The following is a 16,456-nucleotide window of genomic DNA, read 5'->3' on the forward strand; positions in this document are numbered from 1 at the left end:
GAGTCCACGGGGGGTGACCGGGTGACGTGATCACACGCTCGCTCGTAGCGTGGCCTTCATGGGCAGAGACAGGGTGCCCCGGCTGAGGCTGGTCGTGGCCGCGGATGGCGACACCGGGCCGCGGTTGTGCCGGGGGTGCGGTGGTCCGCTGATGCCTTCGGTGAAGGCGTCGGCGGTGTTCTGCTCGTCGGTGTGCCGGTCGCGGCACTGGCGGCGGATGCGGCGGGCGCGGGCACGGACCGAGGCGGTCCAGGCCGGTGTGAAGTCCAACTGCCCAGAGTGCGACGCGTCGTGGACGGTCGGGGTCGAACATCCTGCCTCGACAACGTACTGCTCTCCCGCCTGCCGCAAACGGGCCTGGCACAGCCGGCGCGCGGCGGACGCCGGGTTGTGAGCCCGCGCATTCGGTGGCTGTCAAAGTGCTTCACTGCGGGGCCGTGCGCCCTGGCGGGTTCCTGGTGTCGGTCGGATGGTGCGAAGCGACGGCCTGCCGGGGCGAGCTGACGGCATGAAATGGGTGCCGCACCCGGGACCGCCGGGGGTGATGTCCGGATGCCCGCGATGATCGGCAGTGTGACCCGGGACCGCTACGACGAGCTGGTCAAGCTGGGGCGGGACTGGGTGGCCGCGATGAGCAGCGTCCAGTGGCGTCTCGGAGATGCGGCCGTGGAGATCGAGCCGATGCGCTCGTACGGAGGCGCGAATCCGTCCGGGAAGGACGACCTATTTACCGTCAGCGAGGCCATCCGGATGTTCGCCGAAGACGTCGGACTGGCCTATACGACGGTCCGCAGTTACCGGTGGGTGTCCTCGCGCTGGCCGAAGCAGCGCCGGCGGGCGGACGTCTCGCACACCATCCACAAGATCCTGGCCAGCATCCCCGATGAGCAGGAGCGGTTCGAGGCGGTCACCAACCCCCCGCCCAGCCCGCGCGGCGGGCAGCCGCGGTGGACGCACGACAGCGCGAAACGCGTGGTGGGCTGGAAGGTCGACTCCCCGGAGAGCGTCCAGGAGAAGGTGGAGGCGATCCACGACCTGGCCACCGACGACGCGGTCGCGGCCGTGGTGACCACCGACTTCCTGCGCCGTCCGGCGGTCGCCGACAAAGCCATGGCCGACGACACCGCCCGGCATGCAGTCAATGAAGCCCAGTTCGACCGGTTCCGCCAGCAAGCCCAGTTCGTGCACCAGGAGGCAGCCCCGCAGCTTGAGCGCATGGAGCACAGTGCCCAGTTCATGGATCTGGTCGCGGCCTGCGCGCAGTTCGTCACCACCGCCGGCAGGATCGTTCCCCGCCTGCGCGGCGAGCACTACGACGACGCCGAACGAGACACCATCGGCCAAGGACTTGCGCGGGTGCGCGCCGCGGCCGACTGGATCGAGAACGCTGTCACCCGCGGTGAGGTCGACCTGGACGAGCAGCTGATGAGGCTGCTGAAGGGTTCGGGTGAGTAGGCGATGGGGCGGGGTGTCCCCGCTCATGTCCACGCCGAAGCGATCCTCAGCGCCCTGCAGGAGGCCCGCCCCGCCGGCTTGAGCGTCATCCAGCTGATGGCCGCCACCGAACGCACCCGCGCGCAGATCCACACCGGGCTCGCGCACCTGCGCCAGGTCGCCGCCGCGCGCGGTCTGCCGCCCGTGACCTGGGACCGGAAGTGGGGATATCGGCTGCTGGACGACGCGCCGGAGGTGTGGATCGGCTACGAGCGGGCTTTCTTCGGCACCGTGCACCACCGTGTCGCCAACTTCATCGCCGGGATCCTCCTACCTCACCAGACCAAGACCCCCGACGACCCCTATATCCGCACCGTCATGGCCCAGATGGGCGCGATCGAGTCCACCCTTCAGCTGCTGGCCAACCTGGAGTGAAGCCGAGCAGGAAAGCGAGGCAACGGGCCGCGACCGCACCGCAGTTGGCTCCTGACCCCCAGGTCGCGGCCCGAATCTCGTGATGCTGCCGCACTACCGCTACCCCTCCGACACCAGTGACGCGGAATGGCTCCTGCTGGAGCCCCTTCTCCCGACTCCCGCATGCCAGACCCCCAAGGGCGGCGCCCCGGAGAAATGGCCCCGCCGACGCGTGGTTGACGCCATCCGCTACATCACCGACAACGGGGCGAAGTGGAGAGCGCTGCCCGCCGACTTCGGCATCCCCTGGCGCACCGTGTTCGGGTACTTCGCCCGCTGGGCGAAGGCCGGCGTACTCAAGCGGATCCTTGACCAGCTCCGCCGACGGCTGCGACTGCGCCGTCGGCGCTGTCCCTGGCCGGTCCGGGTGATCGTGGACTCCCAGTCCGTCAAAGGCGCGGAGACGGTGTCGAACGCGACGCGGGGGTACGACGCGAACAAACACATCAACGGCAGGAAGCGACATCTCCTGGTTGACCAGGACGGCCTTCTGGTCGACCTGCTCGTCACCCCCGCCGACGTCCAGGACCGCGACGCTGCCCGCATCCTCCTCACCCGCCTCCACACCGAACACCCCGAAATCGTCCTGGTCTGGGCAGACAACGGCTACGGAGGCGAGGAGTTCAGCACCTGGGCCCAGGACACCCTCGGCATCACGATCAAGGTCGTTCCCCGCCCCAAGGACGCCAAGGGCTTCGTTCTGCTGCCCAAGAGGTGGGTGGTGGAACGGAGCAACTCATGGACCATGCGGGCCCGCCGCAACGCGAGGGACTACGAACGTCTGATGTCCCACGCCGAAACCCACATCCAATGGGCATTCATCACTCTCATGACCCGGCGCCTGGCCCGCCCCCGCCGCCAGACCGAGGCATCGACGGCCACCCTCGCAGCCGCATGAAGACCAGCGCACTGCTGCCGTTCGAAACGGCGACTATCGACGCCCAACCGAACGGCAAGCGGGATCACAACCACCTTTCACGCTCTGTGACCTGCGAAAAGAGGATGTGACACAGCTTCTGACACCGGACCGGGGCGACAGCCCCAGCGACCTGTTCACCCGGGAATCCGACCAGGTCACCGTCCCGGCCCATGGCAGCGCCTCGGTCGGCCTCGTCGTCGACCCGCGCAAGGTGGCCGTGGGCGGCCACACCGGCCAGGTCGTCGCGCGGGACGCCGCCCGACGCGGTCGCCGCCCACACGGTCCTCAGCACGCGGACGGAGTCCGAGGGGTACGACCTGACGCTCCGGGCCAAGGACCGTGACGGGCAGCCCACGACAGGCACGGTCACCCTCAAGGGAGCCAACGCTCCGTACTTCCGGTACCACCGGGTGCCGGAGGACGGTCTCACCCTGCACCTGCCCCGTGACACCTACTCCGCGATGATGTTCAAGGACGTCCGCGGGGCGCACGGTCCGTACTCCAAGGGCCTGGCGCTGCTGGGCGACCCGGAGGTCGAACTGACGGATCCCACGACGGTCACCTTCGACGCCTTCGAGGCGCGTCAGGTCCGCGCGCTGACACCCAGGCCGAGCATGCCGACGAACACCAGGGTCGAGTATTGGCGTTCCTTCACGACCGCGCAGCCCGAACCCGGGACGTACGGGGACTGGATCGACAGAACCAAGATGATCGATGCGACCTACGACAGCGTGTGGGCCCAGCCCTCTCCGGAGAGGGTGAAGGTCGGCGGCATCGACTTCACCACCAGGTGGCGGGCCCCGCAGACCCCGCTCCATGTCTCCCACGGCACGCACGACTTGGATGTGCTCATGCAAAGGGGTGCCAAGCCTCTTCCGGTCGGCAGCGCGAACCTGGACGCCGTCTCCGCGGGTACCGGCTCCGCTGCCGAGTACACCCAGCTGTCCGCGCGGGGCAAGGCGGCCGTCGTGCGCCGCAGCGCCACCGTCACACCGCTCGCACAGACCCAGGCCGCCCAGGCCGCAGGGGTGAGGCTCCTGCTCGTCGTCAACGACGCGGTGGGCAGGCTCCACACCTGCTACGGCGACAGCGAATACCTCTCGCCCGGGCCGCTGGCGGTGGCGTCGGTCACCAGGAGCGACGGCGAAGCCCTGATCGCCGACATCGCGGCGTCGCCCGGGGACAGGACACGTCTGCGCACGACGGCACATCCCGTTCCCTCCTACCTCTACGACCTGGTCAGCCATCACACGACAGCGATCCCGCCGGACCTGACCCATCGGGCCGACGCCCGGAACCTCGCACGCGTGGACGTCACGTTCGGCCACGGTGCGTCGACTCCCGCCTCTGAGACACGTGTCGACCTCCCGCGCTACCTCCTGGGCGGCGCCTGGAACTTCCTCACCCAACCGGTCCAGCGGGGTCAGCGCACCGACTGGGTCTCCACCAGCGGTGACATCAGATGGCAGCAGAGGGTCGACGTCGGCGAGGTGACGACCGAGACGTCCGAAGCCGTGACGTACCCCTTCGCCGGCACCCATCAGTTTACCGACCGCAGGTAGCCCGTGATGTCCGTCTGGGACTGTGACCAGCACGTCCCAGGCTTGTTAACGACCTTGTCCGGGACGTCTGCCATGTTCTGGAGTCGGTACGGAGGACGAGTGATGGAAAAAGCTCACTCTCATGATGGACCGCAGATTTTCCTGGCAGGTCGTCAGCGGAACAGCCGGCCGAACCTGCGAATCTCCTCCGCGAATATCTTCGGTTGCTCGAACGCCGCGAAGTGTCCCCCTGCACTCGCCTTGTTCCAGTAGACGAGGTGGGAGAACGCCTTTTCAGCCCATGCGCGAGGCGGCGTGTAGAACTCCTTGGGGAACAGAGTGACGCCCATGGGAAGGTCAATCTTTACGGCGTTCATGGTGATGTCGGAGTTCTCCCAATAGAAGCGCGCCGCCGAGTCCGCTGTCCTGGTCAGCCAGTAGAGCGTGATGTCATCCAGCATCTCGTCCATGGTGAGGACCGATTCCGGATTCTTGTTGCTGTCCGTCCAGACCCCGAACTTCTCGTAGATCCAGGCTGCCTGACCGACGGGGGAGTCCGCCAGAGAATAGGAAACGGTCTGGGGCCTGGTCATCATCTGCAGCTGGTACCCGATTTCGTGCTTCCCCTGCGCGTCCAACTGCCTCATCGCGAGCTGTTCCTCCGGGGTGAGGTGCTTGAGGTCGAGGTCGGGCGGCACGATCTGAGGGAAGTTCAGATGGATTCCCAGCAACCCCTTGGGTCGCAGGACTCCCAACTGAACGTTGACCGCCGCGCCCCAGTCCCCGCCCTGGGAAAGGTAATGGTCGTATCCGAGGCGCGGCATGATCTTGGACCAGGCCTTGGCTGTCCGCACACGGCCCCACCCCAGCTCATCCGGGTGGTCGGAGAATCCGTATCCCGGCAGGGACGGAGTGACGACATGGAAGGCGTCTCGCGGGGATCCGCCGAACTCGGTCGGGTGCGTCAGACGCCGGATCACTTTGCGGAATTCCAGGACCGAACCGGGCCAGCCGTGCGTCAGCATGATGGGCATGGCGCCGGGGTGCGGTGACCTGGCATGCAGCAGATGGATGCTCACGCCATCGATCACGGTGCGGAACTGCCCGAATCCATTGAGCAGGGCCTCGACGCGGCGCCAGTCGTAGTGGTGCCTCCAGTACTCGACGAGCCGCTTGACTCGCCACAGCGGAGCCCCCTGCGACCAGTCGTCCACGAGTTCCTCGCTCGGCCACCTGGTCAGGTCCAACCGGTGCCGCAGATCCTGCAGCATGCGCTCCGGGACGTGCAGTCTCATGGGCACGACCGCTCCACCGGCGGGTCGCGGCACCGTCAGGCCCGTCGCCTCTGTTCCCGGCCCGGCCAGGGCCTCGGCCACTCCGGATGTCATCGCGGACGCGGCGGACCCCGCTCCCAGGGCACCCATGGCGTACAGCAACCGTCGACGGCTGAGATTGGCAGCTCGACTCGTCATGCGCTTTTCACTCCAGTCGGTATGTGTGCGTCGGACGCCGGCGCCAGAACGGAAATGGCCAGCTCTGATACGCAGGAGATGCAGCGAACAGGAGGTGTGCCGGAATCTGTCTCGGCGAACACCAAGACACTGCAATAAGACACGGCACGCACCACTAAGGGGGTTCGCCAGTCATCGAACATCGCTCAAAACCGTAGCACTAAGAAGTTGCCGGTCAAGGTGGCGTGGCTCACATGTTAGGTGGTGTATCGCTCAGCGAAGATCATCCGCCAGTGAGAGCGTTGTCACCTTTGCCGTGGCGGTTCAGAGTGAAGCCGTTCGTGCTAGGTTGTTCGCTGTACGTCGAACGATGTGATCGGCGTGAACAATGCAGGACTCTCTCGGCCGTCATGCCGGCTGAGACGGTGTTATCCCCAAGGGCCTGTACACCCATCCGTATTGAAAGGTCGTCCCGTGGCCTCGAAGTCAGACGTCCTTTTTGGGGCGACCAGCCACGGGTGCCGCCCCAACAGAAGGAAAAATGCAATGAATGAAATCACCCCCGTCATCGAGGAGTTCATCTCGCGTGTCGTTCACGACGGGAGCAACTACCGCATGGACGCGATGGAGAAGCTCTACACGGACGACATGGCCATTCTTTTCCCGACACGGGAGGGGGCGATTGCAGCAGCTCCCCGCAAGGAGGTCTTCGCGGAGTTCGCTGCTCGCGGCAGCGCGGGTGAGGCGCCCCTGTCCACGGAGTACAAGATTCTGCACCTCGAGGAGCAGGGCGACTACGCGACCGCGCTTCTTTACCGACGGATGAGCGACGCCGCCGCACCCTTCCTCTACGAGCTGCGACTGGTGCGCGGGGGTGCCTACGGGTGGCTTGTCGCCGGAGAAACCGTCACTCCATGGCCGGACCCGAAGACGGCTGGCGCCTTCCTTCCGCCGCGACGGGTTGCCTGAGCTTGCAGAGACTGTCAAGCCCTGGGTTTCGTGGAGACTGAGTTTGCTGACTTTCTGGAGAGACGCAGGAGGTTCGGCCGCGAGGTAGTGGGCGGCCTCGTGTTCGGCTGGGGTGATGTGGCCGAGTTCGCCGTGGATGCGGGGGAGTGTCCAATAGACGGCGGATCCGATGATCAAGGAGACGCCTGATGAGCGAGACCATCACCGAGCACGAGGCCGTGGAGGAGCCGGTCATCGAGCCGGCTGCGGAGGCGGTGTCGGACGAACAGTGGGTCGTGATGCTGGTCGACCGCGCCCGTTCCGAAGGACTGCAACTGGTGAGGGGGGCCTGTTGCAGCAGCTGACAGTGACCTGCCTCTGAGGTAGGGCGGTTGGGCTGGCAACGTGGTGAAGCCCCTGGTAGATGAGTTTTCGACCGAGAGAACCGTCTCCACCAGAGGCTTGACGTGCTTGTTCACCCGTCGGGCGTCGACATGTCCAGCTTTGCTCTCCGCTTCCTCGCGACCGGCAGGGTCGGCGACGACCTGCCCTGGCGCGGGGCTCCAACGGCGGTAGTTGGGACAGCTCGCCTGACGGGTTCTGGTGGCCTTGCGCAGGTCGGCGTGGATGCGGGCGTATCCGAGGTACCTCGACCCGTCATCCGCACTGACAAGTCAGGACCCCAGAGGAACTCAGGAGGTGGCGCGAATGTCCTCCCACAGCGGCGTCAGCCGCATGAGCTGTTCGTCCCGCCAGCGAACCCGCTCTTCCCATAGGTCGAGTGGGAGAAGAGCGCGGCGCTGGCGTACTGCGGTCGACACGAGGTCTGGCGTCCACGGGTCGTTCTGACCGCGCTCGGCGCTGACCATCCCCTCGTAGCGTGGAGCCCGTGATTGCAGGGGAAGTTGGGGTTCATGGGGTCCAAGAAGAAGCCGCCGTACGACGCCGAGTTCCGTGAGGGCGCGGTGCGCATCGTGGTCGAGACCGGGAGGTCGGTCGGGGAGGTCGCCGAGGAGCTCGGCATCAACCCGGGCACGCTGCACAGATGGGTGTCGCGGTGGCGGCGGAACGGGACGACGTCCTCGGACCGGCCAGTACAACCGACAGCCGCCAGTGGCGGTGGGGGTGGCGGTCGGGTGCGGGAGGCCGAGCGGGCCGAGCTGGAGCGGCTGCGCCGGGAGATCGGGGAGAAGAACAAGCGGATCCGGGAGCTGGAGATGGAGCGTGATGTCTTCAAGCGATGCATGGCCCTCTGGGTGAAGTGACCGAGAACGCTCCGGAGGCGGTGGTCGCCTTCATCGGTAACCAGAGGGTCGGGCATGGCGTCCCACACCGGGTGTCCTGCCGGGTGGTCGGGGTGAGCGAGGCATGGTTCTACAAATGGCGCCGGCGCCCCGACGAGCCGACGAAACGCGAGGTCAGGAGGGCGAGGCTGGAGGAGCGGATCATCCACTTCTTCACGGAGTCCGGTGGCACCTACGGCTCGCCGAGGATCACCTTGGACCTGTGGGCGGAGGGCTGGCAGGTGTCGGTGAACACGGTCGCGGAGATCATGGCCGGGCTCGGTCTGCTGGGCCGCAAGCCGCCCAGGCGGCGGTCGCTGACCCGGCAGGGCAAGCGGAAGGCTGCCCCTGACCTGGTGAATCGCCGTTTCGACGCGGTGGCCCCGGACGTTCTCTGGTACGGCGACATGACGGAGATCGAGACCGGCGAGGGCAAGATCTACCTGGCCACGGTCATCGACGCGTTCTCGCGCCGCTGCCTCGGCTACGCCATGGGCGAGCACCATGACGCGGACCTGGTCGGGGCGTCGTTGAAGATGGCCACCGCGACGCGCGGCGGCCGGAGGGACGGGACGATCTTCCACAGCGACAGGGGAAGTGAGTACACGTCAGAGGCGTACGGCACCCTGTGTGACCGCCTGGGCGTGGTGCAGTCCATGGGGCGGGTGGGGTCGGCGCTGACAACGCCGCCGCGGAGTCGTTCAACTCACTGATCAAGGTCGAGTACATCCACCGGCACCGGTTCGCCACCCGCACCGAGGCCCGCCTGAAGATCGCCACCTGGATCACCGGGTTCTACAACCCGCGACGCAGGCACAACGCGGCCGGCGGCCTGCCGCCGGAGGAGTTCGAACGGACCATCACCGAAGCACGCAAGAAGAGCGACCAGAGGTGCCAGGCCGCATAGGAGAGGTCTCTACGAAACCAGGGGATTGACAATCGCCACGTGCCCCTGGCCTGTGACCAGTTCCAGTCCGTTCGGCCACTCCCTGCTCCTGGAGGGGCTGCGGTCCTCTGGACCTGGGGGCGTGTTGCGGGGAGGCTTGCCCGGTCAGCGGTGTATGGGGCACGGAAGCAGGAAGGCGGGCTCGGTGCGCGAGCTACTGGACGACCGTTACCGGCTGGGCGCGACGCTCCCCGCCTCGGGGGTGGAGATCTACCGCGAGGCGTGGGACCAGCAGCAGAAGCGTCAGGTGACGGTGCGGTTGCTGGTTGGCGACGGCGACGGCGACGACGGCCGGTCGGACGTGACCAGCGCGTCCTCGTCCGGCGGTCCACGGCCGGGCGCGTTCGCGGAGGCGGCCCGGGCGGTGGTGGGGGTGTCGGGACCGCGCCTGGCCGACGTCCACGACTGCGGGGAGGGCCTGCTGGAGGGGGACCGGGCGCGCTACCTCGTGGTGGAGCCGCTGGCGGGGCGCCCGCTGCGCGAGTGCCTTGGGGACGGACCGCCGGACCTGAGCGTGCTGCTGGACTGGGGCAGGCAGCTGTGCGAGGCCCTCGACCGGATGCATCTGGTCGGTCAGGTGCACGCGGACCTCAGCCCGGACAACGTGCTCGTCACCAAGGACGGAGGTGTTGTCCTGCGGGCGCCGAGCGTCGCCCGGCTCGCCGGCCATCCGGTGGCCGGGAGCGCCGCAGAGTACGCCTCGCCGGAACTGGCCGCGGGGACGGACGGGGTCGATCCGCGCTCTGACCTGTACTCGCTGGGCTGTCTGCTGTACTTCCTCGTGGCCGGCCGGCCGCCGTTCACCGGCAGTCCCGACGAGGTGCTGAGGGCCCATCAGGCGGGTGTGGCCGAGCCGTCGTGGCGTCACGCGTCCAGGGTTCCCCAGCGGCTCGACCACCTGATACGGGATCTGCTGGAGAAGGATCCGCAGAGCAGGCCCGCCGACGTCCGGGAGGTCGCCCGCCGGCTGACGGAGATGGCCGAGGGGCCGTTGCCCCGGTCCGTGAGGCCGCCGGGCGCGCCGTCGTCCGAGTCGCCCTCCTCGTTCGCCGACGCTCCGTCCGACAGCGACAGCGACAGCGGCATGCGGCTCCTGCCCGGGCTGCCGGACGGCGCGGAGGCGGCGCAGCCGGCGCTCGCCGCCGTGGTGACCGGTCTGGCTCTGGGCGCCGCCACCGCGGGGGCGCTGACGGCGTTTACCGCGCTGAGCCCGCTGGCGACGGCTGGGGTCACTGTCTGCGTCCTGGTGTTCTGGCCGCTGCTCGCGCGCACCGTGATGAACATCCAGCGCGGGCGGGACATCGGTGCGCAGAGCGTGGGCTGCGGCATGCTGCTCGTCCTCGCCGGTGTGTGCGCCGCTTCCTTTGTGTGGCTGCCCTGGCCGTGGTGGGCGGCGGCACCGGTAGGTCTCCTGCTCGCCTGCGGTGCGGCCGTAGCCTCCCTGCTCGCCTTCAGCGTGCTGGTCGGCGGTGCGCAGAGCCTGTTCCAGCGCTACGGGTACCCCTGGGGCGTCTCCTCGCATGCTGCCGCAGCCGTCGCAGTCATCGGCGGCGCCACCTGTGCGGCTGCCGGGGCCGGACCGTACTTCTCATGGGGGATCGCCGTCGTGTGGGGGCTGGGCACCTGGATCGCCTCGGCGATGGTCCTCGGTGTTCTGCTGGTCGGGTACCGAGGGAGCCGGCCCGGTCGGTGACGTCTCGGTGCCGGTGTCCGCCGCGGACGTGAGCGCTGCGAGGTGCCGGCGCGCCATGGGTCCGTGCGGATGGTCCGGGGCGAGGAACCTCTCCGCGTCGGTCGCGACCGCCTGGAGCATGGTGACGGCACGGTCCGTGTCCCCTGTCGCCGCGTAGGCCCGGGCGAGGGCCGAGCGTGCCGCCAACGAGAGCTCGTGGCGCCGCCCGCAGTGTGCCTCCGCGTCCCACAGTGCCTCCTCCAGTACGGATACCGCCCGCTCCAGATCACCGCTGTCCCGATACGCGTGCCCACAGTCCACTCGTGCGGCCAGGGTCAGCCAGCCGCACGCACCACCGGCTGCCTGGGCCTCGTCGAGGACCTGCTCATGCAGCGGCACCGCCCGTGCTATGTCGCCGACCTCGCGGAGAGCCTTCACCAGCCGGAGCCGGTACCCGACCGTCACCGGATCGCTCGCTCCCAGTGCCTCCTCGGCCTCTTCCACACACTGCTCCAGCATGGGGACGGCCTGTCTCGCCCTGCCCCGCCAGGTCAGAAACTGCGCGAAGTCCGCCCGCACGTGGAGCACATCGGGATGGCGGCGGCCGAAGGCTGCGGCCCAGCGGGTGAAATTCTCCTCGTGCAGGGCCACAGCCTGCTCCGCCCGACCCGCGTTCAGCAGCATCCGCGCCTGGTGGTGGTGCCAGGCGAGGACCTCGTGTCCCGCCGCGTCGTGGAGGCCGACGGCGTCGGCGAGGTTCCGGTCCATCAGTTCGACCGCCCGGTACGGCTCACCGGCCTGTTCCCAGGCGAGCGCGAGTCCGAGACGGGAGATGAACACCATGGGATGGCGGCGGCCGAACGCCTGCTCCCGGTCCGCCAGGTTCCGGGTGAACAGCGCGACCGCCCGGTCCGTGTCCCCCGACTCCAGGTAGGCGTGGGCCAGGAAGTCGCACACGACCATCGTGTCCGGGTCCAGTTCGCCGAGCGTGGCCTCGGTGTCGGAGAGATCGCGTTCGAGCATCGCCGCAGCCTTTTCCGGGCGCCCTGCCTTCCGGTACGCGTCCGCGAGCCGGACACGTGACCGCAGCACCTCACGGGGGTCGTGCCCGTACCTCCGGGCCTCGGACGCCTCCTCGCGCAGCAGCGGAACGGCGCGCTCGGGCTCTCCCAGCTCCAGGTAGCACCGGGCCAGGGTGGCGCGCCGGGCGCCGTGCAGGCCGCTGGACCCCCGCCGTCCGCGTCGGCGGTCCCGCTCCAGGAGCGCGACGGCCCGGTCCAGCTCGCCCGCGTGCAGCAGGGACTCCGCCAGCACGCCGCGCGCGGCGGTGTGGGCCGGGTGGAACCGGCCTCCCACCAGGTGCCTGCGCATCGCGGCCATGCTCCGCTCGGCGTACTCGACCGCGGGTGCGCCCTGCTGCCCGGGCCAGCTGTTGAGGTGCGCCACCACGTGCTGCAGCAGCACCGCGGTGTCCGGCCGGTCATCCGCCGGGCTGGCCGCGTGCAGGAACGCTTCCAGGTGCGGCAGGAGTTGTCGTTCGCGGGTCCACAGCCGGGGGGCGTCTGTCGCGGCCCGCAGCAGCAGCTCCGAGGCCTCCTGTCGGGCCGCCGCGACCGCCCGCGGCCGGAAGAACGGGCTTGCGGGATCCGGGCTGCGGGCGACGCGCTGCGTGAGGCGGTGCACGTTCACCGATTGCCGGTCGAGCCGTATCAGGCTGTACGCGTGGAGTACGCCGAGCGCGCGGTTGATCTCCAGCGGGGTCAGCTCACGGCGCGCATCGCGGCTGCGGGGGCGTACCCAGCCGAGTTGCTGCACCAGACCCCGTGCGGTGTACGGGTGCGGCCGCCGCGGTGCGGTCCGACGCGCCCGCCCGGGACGCCGGGAGGTGTCGCCCTGGAGCGGGTCGAGCAGCCGGCGCGGGATGCGGTCCGGGGCGAGCCAGGCGAGCACCCGCAGTACGTGGACGGCGCGCGGGTGCTCCTCGTCGACGGCGCGCAGGGAGTGGTGCCAGACGCGCGCGGTGGTGCGCTCGTTCCGGTCGCGGTGCGTGGTCTCACCGAGTGCCTGCCCGGGGGCCTCCCGCAGGAGCGCCGTGTAGGCGGACGGGTCGGTGCGAGTCCGGTGCAGGTAGGCCGCCGCGTGCGCCAGGGCGATGGGCAGGCAGCCCAACTCGGCCGCCAGATCGCGCAGAGCCGGCTCGTCGGCCGCGCCGGGCGCCGGGGGCGCCTCGCCGTCCGAGCTGAGACGTGCCAGCAGTTCCACGGCCGGGGCCTGCGGCAGCACGTCCAGGGCCAGCAGACGGCACCGCGCGTGCCAGCCTGTGGCCTGCCGAGTGGTGATCAGGACGCGGCCGTTGCCGAGGGCGCCCAGGAGCGCGGCGACGTCCTGCGGGTGTTCGGCGTTGTCGAGGATCAGCAGCCAGCCGCTGTGGCACTGCAGCCAGTTCCTCGCCCACGTGGCCCGGTCCTGGAGCGGGAGGTCGATCTGGCGGAGGAGGTGGTTGAGGTCGTCGGCCAGTGCGGCCAGCCCGGCGGTGAGCCCCTCGGGGCTGTCGGCGGGCAGCCGGAGCACGGGGTTGTAGTGGTCGCGGTACCGGTGTGCGTACTCCAGGGCGAGCGCGCTCTTGCCCACCCCGCCCATGCCGTGCACGACCTGTGCCGTCCTGCCGCCGGGCGCGTCCTCGGCGGCGAAGGCCCGGTGCAGCTCGGCGAGTTCCTCCTCACGGCCAACGAACGCCCGGTCCCGGGCCTCCGGGAGGAGGACCAAGCCGCTGTGCGCCTCCACCTCGTCGGGCGGCAGGAAGGGCACGTGCACGTTCGTGCTGATCGACCCGAGGTTGTCGTTGCCCACCACCACCGAGCCCATGCCGGCGGCCGTGTAGTGGTACGAGTGTGCCTCCTCGGAAGCCACCGGCCGTCACCGCTCGACTGTCACATCGCCACCGGTGCTGATCACCCCGTGGTTCACCCCCGCCACCACGGAGCCCTGGCCGATCGCCTGGTACGTCGCACCCGCGGGACCCGCGTCGGAGAGCAGCCTCGCCAGGTCGCGCGCCAGTTCCTCGTCCTCGCGCAGCAGGCGCCTGATCTCGCTGCGCAGCGCCGCCTGGGCGTCGTCGTCCTCGGGATCCCGGGCGGCGCCCTCCACCGCCCGCAGGAGGTGGGGACGGCTCTCCAGGCGACGCCACAGGCGGTGCAGCACGCGTTGGCCCATGGAGACCGTCGCCGTCGCCCCCGCGTCACCGGCCCGGGTCAGCACGGCGGTGCCGTACGCGCCCACCGCCGCTCCGACAAAGGGCCAGCTCTGCTCGACGAGTTGAGCCACGTCGACTGCCATTCGGTCCTCCCCGTCCGGTGTTTGCCGCCCATGGTGCCAGGCATTGGCCGGGGGCGGCAGGGGTGGTGACGCTCGGGGGAGGGCTTGTTGGTGTAAGGGGTGGCTGCTGGCCTGCCCGCGTTCCGCGTAATTCGGAGGTTCTGGAGGCAGTGGCAGGGTGAAACCGCTGGTCACGGCCGTGTCGGCTGGAGTAGCAGCCGAAATTCGCCTAGAGACACGATTTCTCTGATCTCCCTGTACTGGCCTGCGCTTGTCCCGTATGGTCTGGAGTCGTGTACGTGAGGACGACGAAGCGGGAGAACAAGTCCGGGACGGTCCGGTACCTGCACCTGGCCCACAATGAATGGGACCCGGTCAAGGGCCGGGCGGTGCCGAAGGTCCTGTTCACCTTCGGCCGCGAGGATGAGCTCGACCGCGGCGCGATCCGGCGGCTGGTCGCGTCGCTGTCGCGCCTGCTGGAACCAGGCCAGGCACTGGAAGCGAATGCCGCGCCGGGGTTGGAGTTTACCGGCTCGGTCCCGTTCGGCGGCGCCTACGTCCTCGACCACCTATGGCACCAACTGAAGATCGACAAGATCGTGGGCCGGGTCGGGCAGCCCAAGCGGGGGCGGCCCCGGGAGATGTCCGCGACCGAGCGGGTGCTGTTCGCGCTGGTCGCCAACCGGGCGCTGGCCCCCTCCTCCAAGCTCGCCGCCGCCGAGTGGATCACCCACGACGTGCACATCGACGCACTGGCCGGCACCGACGACGACGCCTGCTACCGGGCGATGGACTGGCTCCACGAGGTGAAGGACGACCTGGAGAAGCAGGTCTTCGACGCGGTCGCGAACCTGCTGAACCTGGAAGTAGACCTGCTGTTCTTCGACACCACCAGCACCTACTTCGAACTGGAGGAACCTGACGCGCCCGTCACCCGCGACGAGAAGGGCCACCGTCAGGACGCCACCGGCGAAGACGAGGACGATCAGGGCCCTGGCGGTGCGGACGCCGCCAGGCCGGCGGGGTTCCGCACCCACGGCAAGTCGAAGGACTCCCGCGACGACCTGCCCCAGATCGTGATCGGCATGGCCGTCACCCGCGACGGCATCCCGGTCCGCGTATGGTCATGGCCCGGCAATGCCTCCGACCAGAGGCTGATCCGGCAGGTCAAGGACGACATGCGGGACTGGACCCTGTCCAAGATCGTGTGGGTCGCCGACCGCGGCTTCTCCTCCGACCGCAACCGCCGCTACCTGCGCAGCGGCACCGACGCCTACATCATCGGCGAGAAGCTCCGCTCGGGATCTCCGGAGGTCAAGGCGGCCCTGTCCCGGCAGGGTCGCTACCAGGACATCACCGGCAACATGCGCGTGAAGGAGGTGCGGATCAGCGACACGGAACGGTTCGTCATCTGTCACAACCCCGAGGCCGCCGACCGCGACCGGCACATGCGCGAGCAACTCGTCGCCCAGCTCGGCGAGCTGATCCAGGATTCGGACAAGCTCAGCGACTTCAAGCGCGGCGAACTGCGCGGCAAGATCACCGACAAGCCCGGCCTGAACCGCTACCTGCGCACCACCCCCGCCGGCAAGCTCCGCATCGACCAGGCCAGGATCAAGACCGAGGAGAACCTCGACGGCAAGTACCTCCTGCGCTGCTCGGACCCGAAGCTCTCCGCCGAGGACATCGCGCTCGGCTACAAGGCGCTCCTGGAAGTTGAACGCGGCTGGCGCGACATGAAGCAGGTCATCGACCTGCGGCCGGTCTACCACCGGCTCGAGGAACGCATCCGCGCGCACGTCCTGCTGTGCTGGCTCGCCCTCCTGCTCGTCCGCATCGCCGAGACCACGACCGGCGACACCTGGCCCAGGATCCGCCGCGAGCTCGACCGCCTCCACCTGGGCACCTTCACCGGCCCAGCCGGCACGTTCCAGCAGGTCACCACCCCCACCAAGCCGCAGCAGGACCTGCTTGCCCAGCTCGGCATCCCCGCCCCCAAGCAGATCGCCGGCCTTCAGCCCGCACCGCGCTGACCAGCATGAACACCACCGCCTAGTGTCCTGCGCCAGTAGTTGATCGTTAGTAGTTGTGTGACTTCTGCTGCTGGTGCGTCAGTTCCTCGTCGGGGCCCGAAGCTGGAACCGTTGCTGCTGTCTGATGACGAGCGGGCGGAGTTGGAGCGGTGGACGCGTCGGGCGACAACGGCCCAGGCACGGGCGGGCGCTACGTGGGCTGCCGCAGCTGCGGAGGAGACCTGTGCACCTCGTGCCGGACCGTCCACCTTGCTCCGGCCGACGTTCCATACGAGTACCTTAAGAATCAGAAGTGGTTCGGGAGGACCAGGCACGGCTGATACCAGACGGGTGCGGCTCTGTCTGAGCCCGGATCCACCGGCTGATGTTTCCGGGGTCCGATTTCTCGCCGAGGGCTGATGGTGGTGTGGGGCACGGGTTCGAGGGCGTGCAGCGTCCGC

General features: G+C 69.0%; 14 protein-coding genes and 1 pseudogene. 11 read left to right on the forward strand and 4 right to left on the reverse strand.

Annotation, left to right across the window (positions count from 1 at the left end):
* Window positions 1–30: 30 nt before the first annotated feature.
* Window positions 31–270, reverse strand: coding sequence for a hypothetical protein (locus ACGF8A_RS33350; protein WP_393114337.1), 240 nt, complete (start codon window positions 268–270; stop codon window positions 31–33).
* Window positions 271–552: 282 nt separating this feature from the next.
* Between ACGF8A_RS33350 and ACGF8A_RS33355 the strand changes: the two genes are divergently transcribed.
* The 4 genes and pseudogenes from ACGF8A_RS33355 to ACGF8A_RS33370 all read left to right on the forward strand — a co-directional run bounded on the left by ACGF8A_RS33355 (window position 553) and on the right by ACGF8A_RS33370 (window position 4,389).
* Window positions 553–1,455, forward strand: coding sequence for a DUF6192 family protein (locus tag ACGF8A_RS33355; protein ID WP_393114339.1), 903 nt, complete (start codon window positions 553–555; stop codon window positions 1,453–1,455).
* Window positions 1,456–1,458: 3 nt separating this feature from the next.
* On the forward strand, window positions 1,459–1,869 hold the full coding sequence (locus ACGF8A_RS33360) for a RacP protein (RefSeq protein WP_393114341.1): 411 nt from the start codon (window positions 1,459–1,461) through the stop codon (window positions 1,867–1,869).
* Between the two features lie 85 nt (window positions 1,870–1,954).
* Window positions 1,955–2,758: pseudogene (locus ACGF8A_RS33365) on the forward strand (IS5 family transposase); the annotation flags it as partial.
* Window positions 2,759–2,997: 239 nt separating this feature from the next.
* Complete coding sequence (locus ACGF8A_RS33370) at window positions 2,998–4,389, forward strand: hypothetical protein (RefSeq protein WP_393114343.1); 1,392 nt, start codon at window positions 2,998–3,000, stop codon at window positions 4,387–4,389.
* Window positions 4,390–4,541: 152 nt separating this feature from the next.
* On the opposite strand, the gene ACGF8A_RS33375 is transcribed toward ACGF8A_RS33370, so the two are convergent.
* Window positions 4,542–5,744: an epoxide hydrolase family protein gene (locus ACGF8A_RS33375; RefSeq protein WP_393114347.1), complete on the reverse strand. Its 1,203-nt coding sequence runs from the start codon at window positions 5,742–5,744 to the stop codon at window positions 4,542–4,544.
* Window positions 5,745–6,365: 621 nt separating this feature from the next.
* Between ACGF8A_RS33375 and ACGF8A_RS33380 the strand changes: the two genes are divergently transcribed.
* The 6 genes from ACGF8A_RS33380 (at window position 6,366) to ACGF8A_RS33405 (ending at window position 10,689) form a co-directional block, all read left to right on the forward strand.
* Window positions 6,366–6,788 (forward strand): hypothetical protein, encoded by a 423-nt coding sequence (locus tag ACGF8A_RS33380; protein ID WP_393114350.1) that lies wholly within the window; start codon window positions 6,366–6,368, stop codon window positions 6,786–6,788.
* A gap of 188 nt (window positions 6,789–6,976) precedes the next feature.
* Window positions 6,977–7,132, forward strand: a complete 156-nt coding sequence (locus ACGF8A_RS33385; protein ID WP_393114353.1) for a hypothetical protein — start codon at window positions 6,977–6,979, stop codon at window positions 7,130–7,132.
* A 549-nt stretch (window positions 7,133–7,681) separates the two neighbouring features.
* Window positions 7,682–8,032 (forward strand): transposase, encoded by a 351-nt coding sequence (locus tag ACGF8A_RS33390; RefSeq protein ID WP_393114355.1) that lies wholly within the window; start codon window positions 7,682–7,684, stop codon window positions 8,030–8,032.
* Window positions 8,029–8,763, forward strand: a complete 735-nt coding sequence (locus ACGF8A_RS33395) for an IS3 family transposase (RefSeq protein ID WP_393114358.1) — start codon at window positions 8,029–8,031, stop codon at window positions 8,761–8,763. The genes ACGF8A_RS33390 and ACGF8A_RS33395 overlap by 4 nt, the downstream gene beginning before the upstream one ends.
* Window positions 8,763–8,957, forward strand: a complete 195-nt coding sequence (locus ACGF8A_RS33400; RefSeq protein WP_393114373.1) for an integrase core domain-containing protein — start codon at window positions 8,763–8,765, stop codon at window positions 8,955–8,957. Before ACGF8A_RS33395 ends, ACGF8A_RS33400 begins: the two co-directional genes overlap by 1 nt.
* A gap of 184 nt (window positions 8,958–9,141) precedes the next feature.
* Entirely contained in the window at window positions 9,142–10,689 is a 1,548-nt protein-coding gene (locus ACGF8A_RS33405; protein ID WP_393114360.1) for a serine/threonine-protein kinase, read from the forward strand.
* On the opposite strand, the gene ACGF8A_RS33410 is transcribed toward ACGF8A_RS33405, so the two are convergent.
* Both ACGF8A_RS33410 and ACGF8A_RS33415 read right to left on the reverse strand, forming a co-directional pair.
* Window positions 10,585–13,578: a tetratricopeptide repeat protein gene (locus ACGF8A_RS33410; RefSeq protein ID WP_393114362.1), complete on the reverse strand. Its 2,994-nt coding sequence runs from the start codon at window positions 13,576–13,578 to the stop codon at window positions 10,585–10,587. The two genes, ACGF8A_RS33405 and ACGF8A_RS33410, sit on opposite strands and share 105 nt — an antisense overlap.
* 6 nt (window positions 13,579–13,584) lie before the next feature.
* A complete protein-coding gene (locus ACGF8A_RS33415) occupies window positions 13,585–14,004 on the reverse strand; it encodes a hypothetical protein (protein WP_393114365.1) in 420 nt (139 codons plus the stop codon).
* A 278-nt stretch (window positions 14,005–14,282) separates the two neighbouring features.
* Here ACGF8A_RS33415 and ACGF8A_RS33420 point away from each other — a divergent pair, with 278 nt between their 5' ends.
* Window positions 14,283–16,016: an IS1634 family transposase gene (locus ACGF8A_RS33420; RefSeq protein WP_393114367.1), complete on the forward strand. Its 1,734-nt coding sequence runs from the start codon at window positions 14,283–14,285 to the stop codon at window positions 16,014–16,016.
* Window positions 16,017–16,456: the final 440 nt, after the last annotated feature.

The sequence above is a fragment of the Streptomyces sp. NPDC047706 genome (genome assembly GCF_043204795.1).
Lineage (GTDB): Bacteria > Actinomycetota > Actinomycetes > Streptomycetales > Streptomycetaceae > Streptomyces.